Source organism: Lysinibacillus sp. FSL K6-0075 (genome assembly GCF_038592945.1).
GTDB classification, from domain to species: Bacteria; Bacillota; Bacilli; order Bacillales_A; family Planococcaceae; genus Lysinibacillus; species Lysinibacillus fusiformis_F.
The window spans coordinates 1319170-1339024 of sequence record NZ_CP151947.1; the positions used below are offsets into that span (position 1 = coordinate 1319170).

Consider the following 19855-nt stretch of genomic DNA (forward strand, 5'->3'; position numbering starts at 1 on the left):
TGGGTGGTACGATAAAAACAGAAAAACAAAAACAATCTGAAAAATGAAAACGCTTTTTTATAATGGGAGGATGAAATACATGTGTTCAAATCAAGTAGTAGACAAAGTGACAAAATCTATTGACAATATCCCAACAAAAATGAAAGCAGTTGTTGCCTATGAACCTGGTGATTATCGTTTAGAGGAAGTAGCTGTTCCAAAGATTGGGGAAGGTGAAATTTTAATAAAGGTAGAAGCATGTGGCATTTGTGCAGGTGATGTAAAAGCATTTGACGGTGCGCCAAGCTTTTGGGGCGATGAAGATCAGCCCGCATACATTAAAGCACCAATGATTCCTGGTCATGAGTTTATCGGTCATATTGTAGCAATTGGTGAAAATGTAGATGGTGATTTTGAACTCGGTGATCGTGTAATTTCAGAACAAATAGTTCCTTGTGAGAAATGTCGCTTTTGTAAGCGTGGTCAATATTGGATGTGTCAAAAGCATGATCTATATGGTTTCCAAAACAATGTTAATGGTGGTATGGCTGAGTATATGAAATTTACAAAGGAGGGCATTAATTACCATGTTCCAAATGAGTTACCAATTGAAAAAGCCATTCTTATTGAGCCATATGCCTGTTCATATCATGCTGTTCAACGTGCACAAATTGAATTAGAAGATGTTGTTGTATTAGCAGGTGCTGGAACATTAGGGCTTGGCATGATTGGTGCGATAAAAAAATCAGGTCCAGGAAAATTAATTGTTCTTGATTTATTTGAGGATCGTTTAGCATTAGCAAAACAATTTGGTGCAGATATAGTACTAAATCCTGCGAAAGATGATGTTTATGGCATTATTGATGAATTAACCGATGGCTATGGTTGTGATGTATATATTGAAGCAACAGGTGCACAAAAATCTGTCGAGCAGGGTTTAAAATTAATTCGTAAATTAGGGCGTTTCGTTGAATTTAGTGTGTTTAAAGACCCAGTAACAGTGGATTGGTCTATTATTTCAGACCGTAAAGAGTTGGATGTATTAGGTTCACATTTAGGGCCGTACTGCTATGAGCCTGTTATCAAAGGAATTATGAATGGAGATTTACCAACAGAGGGCGTTGTGACACATATGCTACCTCTTGAAGAGTTTGAAAAAGGGTTTGAGCTAGTGAAAAATGGACGGGAATCATTAAAAGTAGTACTAAACCCAAATTTATAGGCCGATAAACGCTAGACAAGGGGGGATATTATGCAATCAAATTTACAGGCGACATCAGTTGGTAAGCTAGGAATGGATAAAAAAATGTTTATGGGTTATTTAGGCGTCCTGATATTTATGATTGGGGATGGTTTAGAACAAGGTTGGCTTTCAACCTATTTAACCCAAAATGGAATGACTGTACAGGAGGTCGCTACATTACTTAGTTTTTATGGTATTGCTGTAGCTATAGCTTCTTGGCTTTCAGGTGTGTTAGCAGAAATTTATGGTCCTAGAAAAATGATGATTATAGGATTGAGTTTATTTGTTTTAGGAACGTTGATTTTCTTATTAATAGGTATTACAACGATGAATTTATCTATTATGCTTCCTACATATGCATTACGTGGGCTAGGCTATCCATTATTTGCGTATTCATTTTTAGTATGGATTACGTACTATGCTCCAATTGAGCGATTAGGAACAGCAGTTGGTTGGTTCTGGGTATCATTTGCAGGTGGTCTAAATATGCTAGGGGCCTATTATTCAAGTTTTGCACTACCATTTTTAGGCGAGATGATGACGCTTTGGAGTGCATTGATTTTTACAGCAATCGGTGCAGTTTTTGGTATTATCCTTTGCAAACCTGAAGTACAAAAAACAAATTTAACAATTAAAGAAGCAATGAAGCAAATGACAAAAGGCATCACGATTGCATTTGAAAAGCCACGTGTAGGTCTTGGTGGCATTGTTCGTGCTATTAATACATCTGGTGCATATGGATTAGTAGTCTTTTTGCCTGCCTATATGATTGATGCTGGATTTACGATGTCACAATGGCTACAAATTTATGGGGCTCTATGGGCAAGCAATGTTATTTTCAATTTAATTTGGGGTGCAGTGGCCGATAAAATTGGCTGGCAGCGTACTGTTATGTGGATCGGTGGTTTAGGTTGTGCAGTGTTTATGGCAGGTCTTTATTATGTGCCGTATTTCCTTGGTGCTAACTATCTGATGACAATTATTGTGGCTATGTGCTTCGGCTCCTGTTTAGCGGCGTATGTCCCACTTTCTGCATTAGTGCCATCATTAGCACCAGAAAACCGTGGAGCAGCAATGTCTATTCTTAACTTGGGTGCTGGTTTAAGCACATTTCTCGGTCCAGCAGTTGCAGGTGCTTTAATCGGTGGTTTTGGTGCTGTTGGTGTTATTTGGGCATATGTTACTATGCATATTATAAGTGCTGGGTTGATGATATTTGTTCGTCTGCCAAAAGGCTCTAAACAAACCGATATACCGAAAGAGGTAGTAACAGGACATTGATAAAAAGGATATTCGAAAAGAATATCCTTTTTATATAATTAAAAACGAAAATAAACGAAAATGAACGAAAATAAAAATTGACAAACGAAAATCTGTGTGTGAGAATAATATTATATTTATCAGAAAATACCAAATATATATAGATGACAAGTAGGAGGAAATTGTATAATGAAAATTGGTTTAGGTTCAGACCATAATGCACATCATTTGAAACAAGTTTTGCAACAATATATTACCGAAGAATTAGGTCATGAAGTGATTGATTATGGTTCAAAAGACAATTGTACAGAAATTGATTACCCAGGTGTTGCGTTCACAGTAGGCACAGCTATTATGAACAATCAATTAGATCGAGGCATTTTAGTGTGTGGTACAGGGCTAGGTATGGCGATTGCGGCATGTAAAGTACCAGGGATTCGTGCAGCAACAACACATGATGTTTATTCAGCGGAACGAGCTTGTAAAAGTAACGACGCACAAATTATTACTTTAGGTGAAAAAGTAATTGGCATAGAAGCAGCAAAAAAAGTAGTAGAAATCTATTTGAATTCGGCTTTTCCAGGTGGTAATTCCGCGCGTAAAGTACAACAAATTATGAACCAAGAACAAAGTTATATTGATGGGGGTGTACATAGATAATGAAAAAATTAATGAATGATCCTGCAAATGTTGTGGATGAAATGATTGAAGGCTATGTAAAAGCCTTTCCAAATTATGTACAGCAATTAGCAGAAAATAAACGTGCTTTAGTTGCTGTTCGTGAAGAAAGCCAAAAAGTGGGTGTTTTAATTGGTGGTGGCTCAGGTCATGAGCCTGCTTTTATGGGTTATGTAGGATATGGGATGGCAGATGGTGTAGCTGTAGGGAATATTTTTGCTTCTCCTTCCCCAGATCCAATTGTTGAGGTAACGAAAAAAATTGATAATGGACAAGGTGTTGTCTATATTTATGGAAATTATGCAGGTGATTTAATGAATTTCGGAATGGCAGCAGAGCTTGCCGATTTAGAGGAAGATATTACTGTAGAATGTGTCATTGTAACAGATGATGTTGCATCCGCACCAAAGGAAGAACAGCACAAACGTCGAGGTATTGCAGGTGAGTTTTTCGTGACGAAAGCTGCTGGGGCTGCCTCTGAAAAGGGCTATAGTTTAGAAGAGGTTGTGCGTGTTGCGAATAAAATGAACGATGTGACACGTACAATGGGTGTTGGTCTTTCACCGTGCTCACTACCACAAACAGGTCAGCCAAGCTTTGAATTAGAAGCGGATGAGATGGAAATTGGTTTAGGACATCATGGAGAACCAGGTATTGAAAAAGGTAAACTTCAAACGGCTGACGAGGTTGTAGATAGATTGGTAGATGCTATTTTAGAAGATATGCCAATTGAAAGCGGTAACAAAGTAGCTGTATTAGTAAATGGTTTAGGCTCAACAACGAATATGGAACTATATATTTTATTCCGTCGTGTTGAACAAATTTTAACAGCAAAAAATATTCACATTCATCGTTCATTTGTGGGAAATTATAGCACATCTTTAGAAATGGGTGGTGCATCTATATCCATTGCACAATTAGATGACGAGCTGATGGAAGTCATTGATTTTGCAGCAGATTGTCCAATGTATGTACAGCGATAGGGAGGAAGCGAGATGGAAGTCACGGTAACACAATTTAAACAGTTTTTATTGAAAATAGTGGATATGATTGAAGAACAAAAAGATTATTTATGTGAGCTTGACCGTAAATTAGGTGATGGTGATCATGGTGTCACAATGTCTATTGGCTGGCAAGCTGTTAAAGAACAACTAGAAGGGCCTTTAGCTGAGGAAGAGGACTGTGTCAAAGTAAGTTCAACTGCTGGTCGTACATTTTTAAGTGCGGTTGGTTCATCCGTTGGTCCATTATATGCAACAGGCTTTATGCGTGGGGCGAAAGCCATAAAAGGTAAAGATATGTTAAATGATGAAGCATGGAAAGATTTTTGGGTTGCCTTTGTAGATGGAGTACAGGAGCGTGGGCAAGCAGAGTTAGGCGATAAAACGATGATGGATGCACTTATTCCAGCGCGTGAAACATTAATTGCTGAATTTAATAAGGATGGAGATTTTCCTGTAGCCTTTGAAAAAGCTGTTGCTGCTGCTAAAGAAGGTGCTGAATCAACGAAAGATTTATTGTCAAAACGAGGTCGTTCAAGCCGCTTAGGTGAACGTTCCATTGGCGTGCAAGATCCTGGTGCTACATCAGCAGCATTAATTATGGAGCAATTTTTATACATCGCACAAAATACGATGCGTGTATAACTAAAAATAGCATTCATCCGCTTTAAATGATGTTTTCGGACATGCCTTTTTTAGGGTGAGTGTTTTTTATTGCCTTTTTTGAAAGGAATGATGAAAATGACTGTACAAATTAAGCATTTTGCAAATGATTTTATGAAAGTAACACAGATGGCAGCGCTGAACGCCTATCCGTGGATTGGACGTGGCAATAAGATAGCGGCTGATGGTGCAGGAACAAATGCGATGCGAAATGAACTGAACCAATTACCATTGGATATTACAGTTGTCATTGGTGAAGGTGAAATGGATGAAGCACCGATGCTTTATATTGGAGAAAAGCTTGGAACAGGAGAAGCTTTGCATGTTGATATTGCAGTAGATCCAATTGAAGGCACTACATTAGTAGCAAAAGGTATGAATGATGCAATGGCAGTGATGGCTGTAGCACCACAAGGAACATTACTTCATGCACCTGATATGTATATGAAAAAAATGGCTTGCGGACCTCAAGCGAAAGGGGCGATTTGTTTAACGGATTCTTTAAAAGAAAATATGCATCGTGTAGCAAAGGCATTACATAAGCCTGTACGTGCATTAACGGTGATGATTCAAGATCGTCCACGTCATCAGCAATGGATTGAGGATGTATTAGAGGAAGGAGCTAAGGTCAAGCTTTTTGCCGAAGTCGATATTACAGGCGTTTTAGCAACATCATTAGAGCAATGTGACGTTGATTTGTTTATTGGTATTGGTGGTGCACCAGAAGGGGTTATTGCTGCAGCGGCACAAAAAGGATTTGGTGGTGACTTTTTAGGTCAATTGATGCCAGAGACAGAGGAGGAATATGCCCGCTGTGTCAAAATGGGTATCAAAGACCCTCATCAAATTTGGACATTGGATGAACTTGTTCAAACAGATGATTGTTTATTTACTGCAACAGGTGTCACGGATGGCTTTATTTTAAAGGGGGTTATGCAACAGCAAGCGATAATGCATTCATATAGTTTAGTTGTTGCCCCAAATCATAGACAGTTTGTTGAAGCAAAACATGAAGAAAATGAGATTTTAGTAACGGCTAATTAGCAATCACGCTTCTATTGAAATCGTATATAAGGGTGTAGCGAAGGGGGGAGCTTACATAGTATCTCCTGTTGAAAAGCAGGGTGCAGTCCATAAAGAAGCTGTATAGTTAATCAATAAATTCGGCGCATCCGCACCAGGTGAATTAGTCATCGAGAAATATGGCTTTACAGTCGAAAACGTTGTAGCAAAAGTAAAAGCACTATAAGCTACATAAAAATACCGCAACACAGCGTGACTTTACATCACGCTGCTATGTTGCGGTATTTTTTTATTGTTTTTCTTGCTAGTTACCCATAAACTAAGACACTGCACAATCACGATACTAATAAAAAGATTAAAGCTTTTTGCACTACCACCAATCCCTAGCTCATCAGCAATAATGCCAGAAAACCAAAGAAGCTGTGCGGCTACAATACTAGTTAAAGTACCAAAAAGAGTACATACCCAAACAGGCACTTTTTTCAGCAAAACGATGATAAGCAGTACAATGGAGAACAGCAGCAATACAATAAAAACAGGGTCCAATAATGCAAAAGCATTATTTTTAATAAAGTGCTGATACGTAAAACGACTATCCATGAAAGCTCCCCTTTTATAAATACTAACGTACCAAACGATAAAAAGTTCTATCTAACAAAACGTACTATCAAGATTATTTTGACTTCTCATTTCATAGTATCAATTTTGCTAAATCTCATCGAATATATATAGGCATGGTTAAACTAGTATATGGTAAGAAGCCTAAAAAATTTTACGAGTATTGCGATCAAATTTATTGGTGGTGAGGAGAGTACGATTTAGTTGCTAGTCTGACCACTTGGGATTCGTCTTGTTCTCTATATAGTAAGTTTAGAAGTATTGAAGCGCAAAGACCTACTGCTTTAATCCCTTTTCATCTTGGGGGAGTATAGGATAAGATAAATCAATGGGTGTCTGTTGCAAGGACGTTTTCTACGCAGGATCATCCATTTATTTTGGCTCATACTAAAATAAATGGATGATTAGTTGGTAAGATTTCTGTTGAAAGATCGCCATGTCCTCAAAGCGCAATGGATAGATGGTTATTTCGCTAGCCCATTTTGGAAGGCGTAGACGACGGCTTGAGTACGATCTTGAACTTCTAGCTTTGCTAAAATATTACTAACATGTGTTTTTACTGTTTTCAAGGCAATATATAGCTCATCAGCGATTTCCTGATTGGCTTTACCCTGGGCCATTAGCAATAATACTTCCATTTCACGTTCAGTCAATTGTTCGTATAGTGGCGTACTATTGCCGTGGCGCATGCGGTGCATCATTTTGGAAGTGACCTCTGGCTCTAATACCGTTTCGCCACCCATCGTTTTTCGAATAGCATCTGCAATTTGTTTGGCATTAGATGTTTTTAAAATATAGCTTACCGCGCCAGCCTCTAAGGCAGGATATACTTTATCATCATCTAAAAAGCTAGTCACCATCATGATTTTTGCCTCAGGCCATGCTGCTAATATTTCCACTGTTGCCTCTGCTCCTGTCATAACAGGCATCACATTATCCATTAAAATAATATCAGGCCTTAGCGCTAGGGCACGTTCCACAGCTTCTTTACCGTTCTCAGCCTCACCTACAACCGTAATATCTGGCTGTGCTGAAAGATAGGCTGACACACCAATCCGTACCATTTCATGATCATCCACTATGAGCACTTGTATCATCGACATTGACCTCCTCTTTTTGTAAAGGAATTTTAACCTCTACAATTGTTCCTTCACCAGGCACTGATACAATTTTATAGGTGCAGCCAATTTCAACTGCTCGTTCAGCTATATTTTGTAAGCCGTACGACGTTGATTTATCAGCCTCCACATCAAAGCCTAACCCATTATCCTGAATTCGTAAAATAGCTAAGTCGTCTCTTGCCACAAGCAGTAATTCGACCTCACTTGCTTTGGCATGACGAAGCGTATTGGAGAGGGCTTCCTGTGCAATACGAAATAAATGATCTTCCTCTGCTTTCGTTAAGGCCATTTCCTCTAGCTCGTATTCAATATGGAAATAAACTTTTTGCTGAAGCTCAATAATCAATTCCTCTAAGCCTTGTGCCAAAGTTTTATTGTGTAGAGCTACAGGCCGTAAGTGTAGCAGTAATGCACGCATTTCTAGCTGTGCCTGCTGAACGATTTTCTCCACCTGTTTTAAGCTAGTAGCATGTTCGTCATTTTCAGTTAATGCGGATAGTAACATAGAGGCAGCAAATAGTTGCTGTGACACAGAGTCATGTAGTTCTCTAGCTAGACGTTGGCGTTCAGCAATAATACGCTCCTGAATTATCTTATCATTGGCCTCAGCCCGTTCATTAGACAAACGCTGTAAACTTTTACGTTGTGTATCGATTAATTCACTCGTTTGGACAAGTGCCTTTTTTAACGACTTCGGAAGAGCTTGTTTTTGAGGAAAAACAAAATCAGGCTCGATTAATTGTTTCACTATTCGTGTTGCCTGCGCTTCTCGTGCCCTTGCAGTCATACTGATCCAGCTGGCAAACAGGAAGCTAAGTATAAACAGGCTAACTATGATGATGCCACCTAGAGGGATATTATCGTAATTCTGCTGCCATAAGGGCTCCCATGTTTTTTCATCAGGATTGCCCCATAGTGCAACAAGAAGACCGAAAACAGCACTCATTAAAATAAAAAATAATGTAAATAATCTTGAGATAAAGGCAATCATTTTCGTAGCACCTCCAAATCTCCAAGCCAGGTTGCGACATGAATAATCAATACACGTTTAGCATCCTCAGGGTTGCCATCGGAGAAAGTAATACTTTCATTTAATATACGTTGTGGCCCGACATGTAAGCAGGAAAGCTCACCAAATAACGTCGTATACTGTAAACGGAATGGAATTTCATAAGGAATATAAATTTGAACTTTACCGATACCTTGTCGAATTGTAATTAAACTAGTGCCAGCTGGTAAGATCGTTTGCGTTGTATCGATGGTAATATCTCCTGCAAGGCGCTGAATTTGTACATCTTGCCATTTATATGCTTCTGTAGGCGCTGGCATTGTGCCAATTAAGTCATTTTTAGTCGCAGGGAGCTTTTCAAAAAGCTCAGCACCAACTACTTTTGGCTCGTTTTCTCTTTGTAAGTATTGATAGAGCATATATAAGAGCATGATGACGATAAATAAACGTAAGCTCCACATCGTGAACAAAGCAATGGCAATAAAGAAAATTCCTGTCCATTTAAAAAATCGAACTTTTTTGGAAAAACTTAAATAAAGAAGTACAGCCCCAATCAATAAACAGAAGGCACCACCGTTATTAAAAATAGTTAGCTCCACGAAGACGAGTAAAAAGAAGCAAAGTACCCAAAATGTGAGCTTATTTGTTGTGAAATTTTGCAAGAGGGTCACCCTTCCTTCTAGAAATTGATGTGAGAAGCTGAACTTCTCTACAAGTTTCATGCGTTAATATTTTTCAAGCATTTTTTTCAATGTGTCATTTATTAGTGTGACATCAAGTTTGTTTGGATAGTGAGCAGAGTGTTGTAATGTGATAAACTCCTTGCTGTTTGGTGCATCTAAAATCTCGTAATATTGTTTAGATAATTCATAATTTGCCTGTTTATCATATATTCCATGAATAAGATAAACAGGGATTTCTATAGTTTTAACAGTTTCAAAAAAATTAGTAAGGATAATTTCTTTTTTTAATTCCTTGCTTTCGATAAGACTAAATTGGGGACCAGAAATAAATGCATGATAAATATCTTGTAAAGAATAGTCAGGTGAAGTGAAAGCCCCTTTGATTAAATTAAAAAGGTTCACCTTTTCTATGGTATCATCAGAATAATTCATTCCTTTATATTGATTGATAAGTTTACTAAACTGGTCTTCATCTTCTTCAAGATAGGGTTTTTTATCAAAACTCTCCAAAATTCTAAGAGTTTTCTCATCGTCAATTGCTTGAGCTTCGTTCTTTAGCCACTCATAACCAAGTTCCTGTCCCTTTGTTGGATTCGTTAATTGCGAAATGCCTAGATAAGCGTGAAACTTTTCGGGATATTGAGCTATTAATTGTGTTCCGATTACTGTTCCAAAAGATTGCCCAATGATAAAGATCTTTTCCTGTTTGTAATGTACTCTTATAAAATCCACAATACTATTAGCATCTTCTGTGAATTGAACTAAGTTCATTGTGTTTAATGATAAGTTTTTATTATAACTTTTACCAGAACCCCGTTGATCATAAAATACGGCTACGCAGTTCTCGGTAATCTCAGGAAACAGCGTTCTAGCACTTACCCCATATGGAAATGGGGAGCCAGGGCCACCATGAAGGAATAAACAAAATGGTCTTTCTTTATCTTGCCCCTCTACTAGTATAAATTGTTTATCTCCATTTACAGTTATTTCTTTTAGTTCACTAATACCACCATTTTCAATAATGGCCGTACTTTGTTGCTTTATCTGTTGTTGAACAATGGAACGATAACACAATAAACAGATTGAAAGTACGAGGAGAAAAATTAAAGCAAAAAGGCAGATTTTAATCATATGATGGACCCACTTTTTAATTTTCATCTTAGTAATTTCCTTTTCCAGTATTAATCGCTAATACAATACCCAAATCAAGGTAACTACAAATATCAATAAACCACCAAGGAAAAATGCTATTGAAAAATCTGTTGCATTGAATCTTTTGTTATTTGGAAGAGAGAAGGTCCTATAAATGTAGATTACTTTTCTTCAAAGAAATGGGATGCTTCCTAAATAGAGGCATCCCTTATCTCTTTATATTATACCATGTTATTTATTTTCAATTAGCAGTGGTGAGCTATCTTCTACTGCTTTTTTTTCTAATTCTGCGAGTCTTGCCTCAAAAGTTGTGAGCTCATGATCTTTATCGATTTGATAAGCTAATTTATCGATATACGCTTCTAAATCTTCAAAGTTTGTTTTATTGTTTTTGGCGATCATTCCATCCATTTGATGATGGGCGCGAGTTACATTTTCTTTCCCCATCAGCTGTAATTGACGCACTTTCATATCTTTAATTTTATGCTTCATTGTTTCAAATTTACGCTCAAGCTCGAAGTATTCACGTGTACTTGCTTCAATGCTAGCTTGTAATGTAAGGTTACGGGCTGAATAAGCTGTTACTTCATCCGTAGCGAAATCAATTAAGTCCTGCTCTCCGCTCGTTTTTGCTAGTGCCAATTGAGATTCACGTTTAGCAAGTAAATCCGCGTTCTCTTTATATTCTTGCTCTAGTTTTTCTTTTAATTGCCCTTGTCGCTCTAATAATTTGCCTGTTTGTTCCGTTTGCTTTTCTGCTTCACGAATGTATTGATTTAACATCGCAATCGGATTTTTTTGTTCCTTCTTATCAAATAATTGATGTAAGTCTGCCTCTACTGTATATCTAAAACGTTGAAATAAGTTCATTTAAATTCGCTCCTTTTATTTTGTTAAGTTTGACCATTCTTTTTCAAAGTTTGTAAACGGATCTTCTTCTTTTTTTTCTTCAATTGTTGGGATTTTTACATCTTCACCATTCCATTTTTTATAGATAACATAGATAATGGCGATTGCTGCAAGACCAACCATTGCTGGAATGTTGGACACTGCTGATAGGACACCGATTAGACCAACTGTAAACCAGAAAATTTTACCGAATGTTGACTTACTAGCAATGTAGAAGTGCATGCCCAGTGCTACAAATAGTCCGGAGAATAATAATCCTGCCAGTGGTCCGATTAACGCAAGTGCAACACATGCTGCAATGACGCCTCCAGTTAATAAAAGAAATTTTTTCATTTGTTTTAGCTCCTTTCGTTTGTACCTTTATGTTACCTGTTTACAAGATTGTCTAAAACGGACTCGAAATTGATTTTGTACTAGGTCTCGAGGCTGAGATTCATCTAAGCAGCCACAATAGAAGGTTTTTGGCGTGCTAAACAAGCGGTTTTTTCTTATTTTTTGGAAAAATATTATTTATTCTTGGATATAATTACCATTTGTCATAAAGTCATTTATAGATCCGAAACTAGAATTTTTTCGACAAAAATAGAAGAGAGATCCCTCCTTCGTTTGACAAATAAACAAGATTGAATGAGCTATACTTATGGAAAAGAAACTGAGCGAAGGAGGATTTCTGGTGAGAACCTATTCTATATATAAGATAAAAGAAGAGCATTTAACGTTTATTTTTGGCAGAGAGCGTAAGTTATTAGAGATGATGCAAGGTTGTGAAGATGCCAACGAGAAATCCTTAAAAGAGCTTGCATATATATGTGAATCCGTTCGTTTTGAGGAGATTGCAGCCATGTTAGAGCAACAACTTGATTCCAAATATGCACACCTAGAAAGAGCTCGCAATGCTTTGTTTTTAGAACATCCGATAAAAGGCAAAATGGCTATTTATTTAGTGGATCGTAAAATTTGTGTTTATTGTGAAGGTTCACGAATGCTAGATTTAGATTTATTTCAAATGCTTGCTAAAATGAGTGAACGCTTTATTGCTTTTAATAAACAGGATAATGAGTGTGGGTGGTTAAAGCCGATGAAGTATACAATGCACTAGGAAAATTCACTACAATATATAGTAACACGCTATTATTTCGTGTATAATGGAGCGTGGAGAGTTTTTTCTCGGTATATTGTAGTGGAGGAGGTTGGTTGTATGCCTATATGGGGCTGGATTATTATCGTAATTATCGCATTAGCAGCGGGCGCGGCACTTGGTTTCTATTTCGCTCGTCAAGCTATGATGAAATATTTAAAAGAAAACCCACCTATTAATGAGCAAATGATTCGTATGATGATGGCACAAATGGGTCGTACGCCGTCTGAAAAGCAAGTACGTCAAATGATGGCGCAAATGAATAAATTCCAGAAGTAATTTGGAATGATCAGAGCAACTAGTTCAAGCATAACTAGTTGTTTTTTTTTATTTTTAACAGTATTTAAAAAATTCTTGAAAATCATACAATTCTATCGGGAAACTATGTATAATAGAATTACCATACGGAAGGGAGTTGTATATTTTGCAAAAAGAAAAAACAAATGTAGAAAGTTTTGATCTAGATCATACAAAAGTAAAGGCACCTTATGTTCGTTTAGCAGGTGTGAAAACGGGCCAAAATGGCGATGAAGTATATAAATACGATATTCGCTTTAAACAGCCAAATAAAGAGCATATGGAAATGCCTGCATTGCATTCTTTAGAGCATTTATCCGCTGACATTATCCGTAATTACTCAGATCATATTGTTGATTTCAGTCCAATGGGTTGTCAAACAGGCTTCTATGTATCATTGATCAATCATAATGATTATGAGGATTTATTAACTATTTTAGAAAAAACCTTTACAGACGTGACAAAGGCAACAGCCGTACCTGCCTGCAATGAAGTGCAATGTGGCTGGGCAGCTAGCCATAGCTTAGAAGGGGCACAAGCATTAGCGCAAGAATTTTTAGCAAAACGTGATGAATGGCATATCGTGTTTGAAGAATAAACAAAATGAAAACCTTGCGATAAAAAATTCCGCAAGGTTTTTATACGCACTAAAAATGGAATGGGATGACATTGGAGGAGGAAGAATCCCGATTGATTTTTTGATAAATAAAATTTTCTAAAAAATCATGAATTAAATCCTCATATTCATCCATATTTTCATTAAAGGACTGTGCATGTGCGCCTGTATCAAAAAGTTTTAATTTTTTTGGGCCTGCTTTTTTATTGTAAAGATCTAGTGACATGGAGGCTGGAATAAATGTATCTGGAATGCTATGGATAAAGAGTACAGGTTTTTCAATATGTGTGACAGCTTCTGCAGGTGTTACACTTTTAAATGAGTAACCATCTCGGAGACGAACAAAAAAGTCGGCAAAACGAATAGGAATAATCGAGCCGTATTTAAATTCAGTTTTCGCAATTTGCTTGAGCAACATAGAAAAATCAGAGAATGCACAATCTGAGATATAAAAATCAGCTCCATCTTCAACCGTTCCTGCATAGAGGAGCATGGTTGCAGCACCCATCGATTCACCATGAATGCCAAGAATAGCATCCTCGCCAATCATGGCTTTTACTGTTTTCACAACGGCATCAAGATCGTTTTTCTCATAGTAGCCATAGCTGGTTGTCTTGCCTCCCGATTCACCATGGCGACGGTGGTCAAATATAACGGAATTATAGCCAAGTCTTTCAAATAGGCGAGCATATTTCACGGAATTTATTTTATTTTCGGTAACCCCGTGGCAAATGATGATGGTGTTATTGGTTTGCAAAGGCTGAAACATAATGCCTCGAATTGAGTAGCCATTTGGGGAATCAATATTCAGCTCACATTTCAAGTTTTTATTGTACCAAGCTTCATCAAAGCGCTTTGCAGTCGTTTCTCGTTCCCGAATAAATTCAGGGTCTTTTTGTTGGATATACATTAATTTATTGGAAAGCGCGAAGCCGAACAGACCTGTTGCAGCTGCGGCTAGCGTTGTTGTAATACCAGAGAATAAAAGCATCTTCTTTTTCATCATAAAACACCTCCACATGCTGTTTCTTATTTGTAATGTTCCCAACTAAGATTGTTTAAAACACGTCAACATTTTACAATATCTTTGGCAAAACTGCGATTATTTCTATTATCGAAAATCGTCATAATATTTGTTAAAATATACATATCTGCTAGTAGCATATGCATGCAGTGTTGATTTTTGAACGGGGAAAAGGGGAGAATGATTATGACAAACGAGGTAGTAATCGTGAGTGCGGTGCGTACAGCTATCGGCTCATTTCAGGGGACATTAAAAGACGTACCAGCGACAACGTTAGGTAGCATTGTCATTAAAGAGGCATTAGCACGTGCTGGCGTAGCAGGGGAACACGTCGATGAGGTCATTATGGGGAATGTTTTAGCGGCTGGACTTGGACAAAATCCAGCTCGTCAAGCAGCAATTAAGGCTGGTTTACCACATGAGGTTTCTGCATTAACAATTAATAAGGTATGTGGATCAGGTTTAAAGGCTGTTCATTTAGCAACACAGGCGATTATAGCGGGAGATGCTGAGATTGTTGTTGCAGGTGGATTTGAAAATATGAGTCAGGCTCCATATGTCTTAAAAAATGCACGAGAAGGCTTCCGAATGGGCGATCAAAAGGTAGTAGATACAATGATTCATGATGGCCTATGGTGTGCTTTTAATGATTATCATATGGGGATTACAGCTGAAAATTTATGTGATATGTATCAAATTTCTCGAGAAGAGCAGGATGCTTTTGCAGCTCGTTCTCAGCAACGTGCAGAGGCAGCGATTGCAGCTGGCAAGTTTGAAGATGAAATCGTCGCTGTCGAAATTCCACAGCGTAAGGGAGAGCCACTTCTTTTCAATCAAGATGAATTCCCACGAGCAGGTGTGACAGCGGAGTCCTTAGCTAAGCTACGACCAGCATTTAAAAAGGATGGCTCTGTGACAGCAGCGAACGCGTCTGGTATTAATGATGGTGCGGCAGCGGTAGTGGTGATGTCAAAGGAAAAAGCACAAGAGCTAGGTATTCAACCGATGGTGATTATTACAGCGAATGCTAGTGCTGGTGTAGATCCTGCTATTATGGGAACAGGTCCTGTAAAAGCAGTACAAAAAGCGCTGACAAAGGCCGAGATTACTTTAAACGATATCGATTTAATTGAGGCAAATGAAGCATTTGCAGCACAATCGATTGCTGTAGATCGTGAATTAAGCTTTAATCATGATAAACTAAATGTTAACGGGGGTGCTATTGCTCTTGGTCACCCAATCGGTGCAAGTGGTGCTCGTATTTTGGTAACGCTATTACATGAGATGGAAAAGCGTGATGTGAGAACGGGTTTAGCCACATTATGTATCGGTGGGGGACAAGGCGTAGCAACAGTAGTGAAGCGCCCTTGATGTCTATAAGAAGGTGAATAGAAATGGGAAAGAAAAGAAAACAGCAACAACATACAGACAATAGCTTAACAGCCAGCCTACCTAAGCAAGAGGCGGTCACATTAGCAGATCAGCTAGGTGGCGATGTGCTAGCAAAATTAAAAGCAGCGAAGCAAGATTTAACTGCGAAAGAGCAGGCAGCAGAAGAAGAACGCCAAGCAAAACTAGCTTTTGAACGTAAACAACGTGAAAAAAATAAATCGTTTGAAGAACTACTAAACGAATATGGCGATAAAGGCTCTAAATTTTAAGAAAAAAACAGTGAATTCACACAGGTGGGTTCACTGTTTTGTCTTTTACAGCATTAAAATTATGTCGTTATAGTCGATATATAAAGAGAGATTTTTGAATTCAATGGAACGGGAGACGCTGCCAATAACATATACCTAATTGTAGTTTAGTATCGATTAAATTATGTTAGGAGAACAACATGGTAGAATTACAGACAAAAAGAATAAGTTTAATTCCTTTAAACGCCAAGTATCTAAAATTACTAATAGAGCATGAGGAGCAAATGGCGGAGGAGTTGTCATTGTCTAAAGGTGTAGGGAGTTTAGATTGCGAGCTTAAACAAGCGCTTTATTTTAGACTTTCCAAAGTAGTAGAAGATGAGCAAAACTATCTGTGGCATACGAATTGGTTACTTGTGTTAACAGAAAAAAATTGCGCTGTTGGTGGCATAATGCTTAAAGGTATGCCAAATGAGCGAGGGGAAGTTGTGATTGGGTATTATACTTTTCCTTATTATCAGGGGCAGGGCTATATGACCGAATCAATCATAGCTCTAAAAAACTGGTTACTTCATCAGCCAAATGTAAAATACGTTATTGCAGATACCGAAAAAGATAATGTGGCATCCCATCGAGTTTTAGAAAAAGCGGGAGCTGCCTTGTATAAAGAAACAAACTCCCTCTATTTTTGGAGGTTCCAACTTTGAAATAAATGGCTATGACAAAAGGCTATGATTGTACCTTTTGTCTTTATGTTGTTGAAAAAAGGTAATGTCACAAGAAAAAGATTTTTTAGCAAGGCGTGGGGTTGATTTCCGTTCCGCCAGAGATCTTTCCGTGGGGCGTCCGATGAGCCGCTTCACTGTGACGCTAAATCCCCTAGGAGTGATGCTGGCTCCATTCAATCAACCATGCTGCAAAAGTGCCACTTCAGGGTCCTTCATAAGTACCAGTAGTGAATAAAATATTTTTAGAGAGTAGAGAAGGGATTCATCACAACGACCATCAATAAAGTGAGTAGTGAACACCTTCATTTTATTTGTGAAACCTTTGTAAAAAAGAGCGCTCTTTTGCGGAACGGCAAACCTTTTTTACTTTATATTCTATGGATATTTTGTTATTCAACACGATGAAGACAAAAGGCTAGGATAATGCCTTTTGTCTTTTATTTTTGAGTATTTTTCTCATTGCTACAGCGATACTAACAAAAACAATGGCTCCAGCTGTATCGACAAGTACATCCTGAGCACTCATTGTACGACCTGGGGTAAAGCTTTGTCGAAATTCATCAAGCGTAGCAATCATAGCTGTTCCACCAATGGCAATACTTGCTGCAAAACGTCGTTTTCCCCAGGCAAAATATAGACCAAGTGCGATGCAGCCAAATCCCATGAAATGTGTCAATTTACGAATTAAAAACTCTACAAATGGAAAATAACCACGTTCTTCAACGGAAACAATGGTTCCCCAATAGGGAATTTTTAAAATAGATAGTTGTTTTTCAAAAGGTTTATTGGCAAGTAAATCTTCTAATTCTGGTAATATGCTCTGTTGCTCATAGGTCATACTAGAGGAGATTACTAGTACGACTAGACAAATGATAAAAATTAGCCATTTTTTCATCGATGTTCTTGATAAATCTCATTTTTTGTTCGCTCATTCGCTAACTTAAAATCTGTTATGGAATTGATTTTCTCGTAGGCAGCAAGTGTTTGAGCTAGCTGTTGTTGTGAGCTTGCGCCAATGACCGTAGAAGCGATTGTCGGCTCTTTCAGATTAAAAGCGGTAGCCAATGCATGCAAATCATCATAGTGTGAAGCTAAGTCTGTTAACGTTGTTGTTAACTCCTCAGCTGTATAGGTGTTAAAACCATTAACCTGTTGTAGACGTTGTTGCCAGCTATTCGTTAATAAGCCCTTTGCCACTGTGCCACGTGTTACAACAGATGCACCTTGATTCGCAATAAACTCAAGCCATTCTTCAGGGCGGCGATCTAGAGCACTATATTGCATCATAACGCTTTTTGCTGAGCTTGCAGGTAAAAACCGTTGCAAAACATTTGGACGAATAGAGGAAATGCCATATTCACGAATGAGCCCGTCTTTTTTCAATCCTTCAAAAGCGTCAATAATTCCATCCCAATCATCCTCGATTGTGCCACCGTGTAATTGATATACATCAATATAGTCCGTTCCTAAACGTTGTAAGCTAGCATGGACAGCTTCTTTTATATAGGATGGTGATGCATCCCACTGCCAGCCATCTACACCTTCTACCCAACGATTACCTACTTTTGTTGCTAAGATGACATTCTGACGACGTTTACCTAATGTTGTGCCAATAATCTCTTCGTTAGCACCATAATCATATAAATCAGCTGTATCTATATAATTAATACCAGCATCTAGTGCCATATCGACAATGGCAGCTGCTTGTGTTTTATCTGTCGAAAGAGACATGCCTCCTAAACTAATCTCTGAAATAAACAATTCGCTTGTACCAAGCTGTCTTTTTTTCATACGAATGACCTCCTTCGATTTCTCTACTTGTAATGGTACAATGAACATATCTGAAGAACAAGCGAGGTAATCGTCAATGAAAAAGTTTGAGGAAAAAACAACGAAATCGACACCAATCTATGACGGAAGAATAATAAAACTACAAATTGATGATGTTACATTACCAAATGGACAGGTTGCAAAACGTGAAATAATTAAGCACCCAGGTGCCGTAGCAGTGATTGCTGTTACGGACGAGGGGAAACTAGTGTTAGTAGAACAATATCGTAAAGCGCTGGAGCGTTCTATTATTGAAATTCCGGCTGGAAAACTTGAGTCTGGTGAGGAACCTGTGGCGACAGCACGCCGAGAATTAGAGGAAGAGACAGGTTATGGAGCGCATAAACTTAGTTTTTTACAAACCTTTGCAACATCACCAGGCTTTGCGGATGAAGTCATTCATTTGTTTGTAGCCAAGGAATTATATACAATAGACAATAAAGCAGATTTAGATGAGGATGAATTTGTCGAACTTTTAGAAGTTTCGTTGGAAGAAGCACAATTAATGGTGGCTGACCAGCGTATATATGATGCTAAAACAGCATTTGCAGTACTGTGGCTGGCTGCAAATTTAGAAAAGAATCTTTTAGCATAATAGAGACGGACGAGCATAAGCTGTACAAACCTTGATAGAAAAGGAGCATGTTTATGTCTCGTACGGTGTCTATTTTTTATCACGCTTCCATCATTGCGGTAAGTTTTGTTTGTGGCGTTATTTTCTTTCATATTATTGGTGGACCGAAAGCGGAACCCTTTATTTTATTTATAGAGCCTCGTTTAGCAGATGGGGACAGGCAATCCATTTTTCGTTTAGTGCTGCCTGTCGCTATTTCCATAGGTCTTGTATTATTACTAGCAACACATAGCGTCTTAAAGGTGTTAGTGCGTGTGACCGTAGCCATGCGTGCCACTTTTTTTGGCTTTAGTTCGGTTTTTTTATTACAAAAACTTGAAGCTTTTTGGCTTTATACGATTTGGTGGTTTCCATTTCAGCTCATCTATTGTATATTGTTGCTAGTCCTATGCAATTTACTTGTACCCGCTTGGTCAAAGCGAAAAATCGGGAAACAAGTATCTGGTCGGACAATTTTGTTGAATTTTATCGCATTTTTCATCATAATAGTTGCTGAGTTTATTGTTATTTCATATGTGTTAAAATGATGGATTGAATAGACAAAAATTGTGATCAGATAAAAAAGTAGAAGCAGGTTAGAAATCTATTCACTATCTTGTAATAGGATTT

At 38.0% G+C, this 19855-nt stretch carries 24 protein-coding genes; 14 read left to right on the forward strand and 10 right to left on the reverse strand.

Annotated features, from left to right (window positions below; genetic code table 11):
• Window positions 1–79 precede the first annotated feature (79 nt).
• From MHB65_RS06175 to glpX, 6 genes are all read left to right on the forward strand, one after another.
• The gene (locus tag MHB65_RS06175) at window positions 80–1201 is read left to right on the forward strand and encodes an alcohol dehydrogenase catalytic domain-containing protein (RefSeq protein WP_259419261.1); all 1122 of its coding nucleotides are present in this window, start codon (window positions 80–82) and stop codon (window positions 1199–1201) included.
• A 30-nt stretch (window positions 1202–1231) separates the two neighbouring features.
• Window positions 1232–2503: an MFS transporter gene (locus MHB65_RS06180; RefSeq protein ID WP_259419260.1), complete on the forward strand. Its 1272-nt coding sequence runs from the start codon at window positions 1232–1234 to the stop codon at window positions 2501–2503.
• 168 nt (window positions 2504–2671) lie between these two features.
• Entirely contained in the window at window positions 2672–3142 is a 471-nt protein-coding gene (locus MHB65_RS06185; protein WP_259419259.1) for an RpiB/LacA/LacB family sugar-phosphate isomerase, read from the forward strand.
• On the forward strand, window positions 3142–4143 hold the full coding sequence (locus MHB65_RS06190; protein ID WP_342442779.1) for a dihydroxyacetone kinase subunit DhaK: 1002 nt from the start codon (window positions 3142–3144) through the stop codon (window positions 4141–4143). The genes MHB65_RS06185 and MHB65_RS06190 overlap by 1 nt, the downstream gene beginning before the upstream one ends.
• A 12-nt stretch (window positions 4144–4155) precedes the next feature.
• Window positions 4156–4806: a dihydroxyacetone kinase subunit DhaL gene (gene dhaL, locus MHB65_RS06195; RefSeq protein WP_259419257.1), complete on the forward strand. Its 651-nt coding sequence runs from the start codon at window positions 4156–4158 to the stop codon at window positions 4804–4806.
• 96 nt (window positions 4807–4902) lie between these two features.
• Window positions 4903–5868: a class II fructose-bisphosphatase gene (gene glpX, locus MHB65_RS06200; protein WP_259419256.1), complete on the forward strand. Its 966-nt coding sequence runs from the start codon at window positions 4903–4905 to the stop codon at window positions 5866–5868.
• A 237-nt stretch (window positions 5869–6105) separates the two neighbouring features.
• Here glpX and MHB65_RS06205 read toward each other — a convergent pair whose 3' ends face one another.
• The 7 genes from MHB65_RS06205 to MHB65_RS06235 all read right to left on the reverse strand — a co-directional run bounded on the left by MHB65_RS06205 (window position 6106) and on the right by MHB65_RS06235 (window position 11672).
• The gene (locus MHB65_RS06205; RefSeq protein ID WP_259419255.1) at window positions 6106–6447 is read right to left on the reverse strand and encodes a hypothetical protein; all 342 of its coding nucleotides are present in this window, start codon (window positions 6445–6447) and stop codon (window positions 6106–6108) included.
• A gap of 482 nt (window positions 6448–6929) precedes the next feature.
• Window positions 6930–7562 carry a response regulator transcription factor gene (locus tag MHB65_RS06210; RefSeq protein WP_009370700.1) on the reverse strand — a complete coding sequence of 211 codons (633 nt, stop codon included), beginning with the start codon at window positions 7560–7562 and terminating at the stop codon, window positions 6930–6932.
• Window positions 7537–8577, reverse strand: a complete 1041-nt coding sequence (locus tag MHB65_RS06215; RefSeq protein ID WP_342442780.1) for a sensor histidine kinase — start codon at window positions 8575–8577, stop codon at window positions 7537–7539. Before MHB65_RS06215 ends, MHB65_RS06210 begins: the two co-directional genes overlap by 26 nt.
• A complete protein-coding gene (liaF, locus tag MHB65_RS06220; protein ID WP_342442781.1) occupies window positions 8574–9257 on the reverse strand; it encodes a cell wall-active antibiotics response protein LiaF in 684 nt (227 codons plus the stop codon). The genes MHB65_RS06215 and liaF overlap by 4 nt, the downstream gene beginning before the upstream one ends.
• 63 nt (window positions 9258–9320) lie before the next feature.
• Window positions 9321–10436, reverse strand: a complete 1116-nt coding sequence (locus MHB65_RS06225; RefSeq protein WP_342442782.1) for an alpha/beta hydrolase — start codon at window positions 10434–10436, stop codon at window positions 9321–9323.
• Window positions 10437–10661: 225 nt separating this feature from the next.
• Window positions 10662–11300 carry a PspA/IM30 family protein gene (locus tag MHB65_RS06230; protein ID WP_342442783.1) on the reverse strand — a complete coding sequence of 213 codons (639 nt, stop codon included), beginning with the start codon at window positions 11298–11300 and terminating at the stop codon, window positions 10662–10664.
• A 15-nt stretch (window positions 11301–11315) separates the two neighbouring features.
• Window positions 11316–11672 carry an ABC transporter permease gene (locus MHB65_RS06235; protein ID WP_205442107.1) on the reverse strand — a complete coding sequence of 119 codons (357 nt, stop codon included), beginning with the start codon at window positions 11670–11672 and terminating at the stop codon, window positions 11316–11318.
• A 340-nt stretch (window positions 11673–12012) separates the two neighbouring features.
• Here MHB65_RS06235 and sirA point away from each other — a divergent pair, with 340 nt between their 5' ends.
• The 3 genes from sirA (at window position 12013) to MHB65_RS06250 (ending at window position 13372) form a co-directional block, all read left to right on the forward strand.
• On the forward strand, window positions 12013–12438 hold the full coding sequence (gene sirA, locus MHB65_RS06240; protein ID WP_243456062.1) for a sporulation inhibitor of replication protein SirA: 426 nt from the start codon (window positions 12013–12015) through the stop codon (window positions 12436–12438).
• 99 nt (window positions 12439–12537) lie between these two features.
• Entirely contained in the window at window positions 12538–12756 is a 219-nt protein-coding gene (locus tag MHB65_RS06245) for a YneF family protein (protein WP_342442784.1), read from the forward strand.
• Window positions 12757–12901: 145 nt separating this feature from the next.
• On the forward strand, window positions 12902–13372 hold the full coding sequence (locus tag MHB65_RS06250) for an S-ribosylhomocysteine lyase (protein ID WP_205442109.1): 471 nt from the start codon (window positions 12902–12904) through the stop codon (window positions 13370–13372).
• 49 nt (window positions 13373–13421) lie between these two features.
• On the opposite strand, the gene MHB65_RS06255 is transcribed toward MHB65_RS06250, so the two are convergent.
• On the reverse strand, window positions 13422–14393 hold the full coding sequence (locus MHB65_RS06255; RefSeq protein ID WP_342443700.1) for an alpha/beta hydrolase: 972 nt from the start codon (window positions 14391–14393) through the stop codon (window positions 13422–13424).
• A 207-nt stretch (window positions 14394–14600) separates the two neighbouring features.
• On the opposite strand from MHB65_RS06255, the gene MHB65_RS06260 reads away from it, so the two are divergent.
• The 3 genes from MHB65_RS06260 to MHB65_RS06270 all read left to right on the forward strand — a co-directional run bounded on the left by MHB65_RS06260 (window position 14601) and on the right by MHB65_RS06270 (window position 16761).
• Window positions 14601–15785, forward strand: a complete 1185-nt coding sequence (locus tag MHB65_RS06260; RefSeq protein ID WP_205442110.1) for an acetyl-CoA C-acetyltransferase — start codon at window positions 14601–14603, stop codon at window positions 15783–15785.
• A 23-nt stretch (window positions 15786–15808) separates the two neighbouring features.
• Complete coding sequence (locus MHB65_RS06265; RefSeq protein ID WP_342442785.1) at window positions 15809–16075, forward strand: YqkE family protein; 267 nt, start codon at window positions 15809–15811, stop codon at window positions 16073–16075.
• Between the two features lie 179 nt (window positions 16076–16254).
• Window positions 16255–16761, forward strand: a complete 507-nt coding sequence (locus tag MHB65_RS06270) for a GNAT family N-acetyltransferase (protein ID WP_342442786.1) — start codon at window positions 16255–16257, stop codon at window positions 16759–16761.
• 436 nt (window positions 16762–17197) lie between these two features.
• On the opposite strand, the gene MHB65_RS06275 is transcribed toward MHB65_RS06270, so the two are convergent.
• Both MHB65_RS06275 and MHB65_RS06280 read right to left on the reverse strand, forming a co-directional pair.
• Window positions 17198–17677 (reverse strand): VanZ family protein, encoded by a 480-nt coding sequence (locus tag MHB65_RS06275; protein WP_342442787.1) that lies wholly within the window; start codon window positions 17675–17677, stop codon window positions 17198–17200.
• Window positions 17674–18573, reverse strand: coding sequence for an aldo/keto reductase (locus MHB65_RS06280; RefSeq protein WP_342442788.1), 900 nt, complete (start codon window positions 18571–18573; stop codon window positions 17674–17676). Before MHB65_RS06280 ends, MHB65_RS06275 begins: the two co-directional genes overlap by 4 nt.
• Window positions 18574–18649: 76 nt before the next feature.
• On the opposite strand from MHB65_RS06280, the gene MHB65_RS06285 reads away from it, so the two are divergent.
• Both MHB65_RS06285 and MHB65_RS06290 read left to right on the forward strand, forming a co-directional pair.
• Window positions 18650–19207: an NUDIX hydrolase gene (locus MHB65_RS06285; RefSeq protein ID WP_342442789.1), complete on the forward strand. Its 558-nt coding sequence runs from the start codon at window positions 18650–18652 to the stop codon at window positions 19205–19207.
• Window positions 19208–19260: 53 nt separating this feature from the next.
• The gene (locus MHB65_RS06290; RefSeq protein WP_205442117.1) at window positions 19261–19773 is read left to right on the forward strand and encodes a hypothetical protein; all 513 of its coding nucleotides are present in this window, start codon (window positions 19261–19263) and stop codon (window positions 19771–19773) included.
• Window positions 19774–19855: the final 82 nt, after the last annotated feature.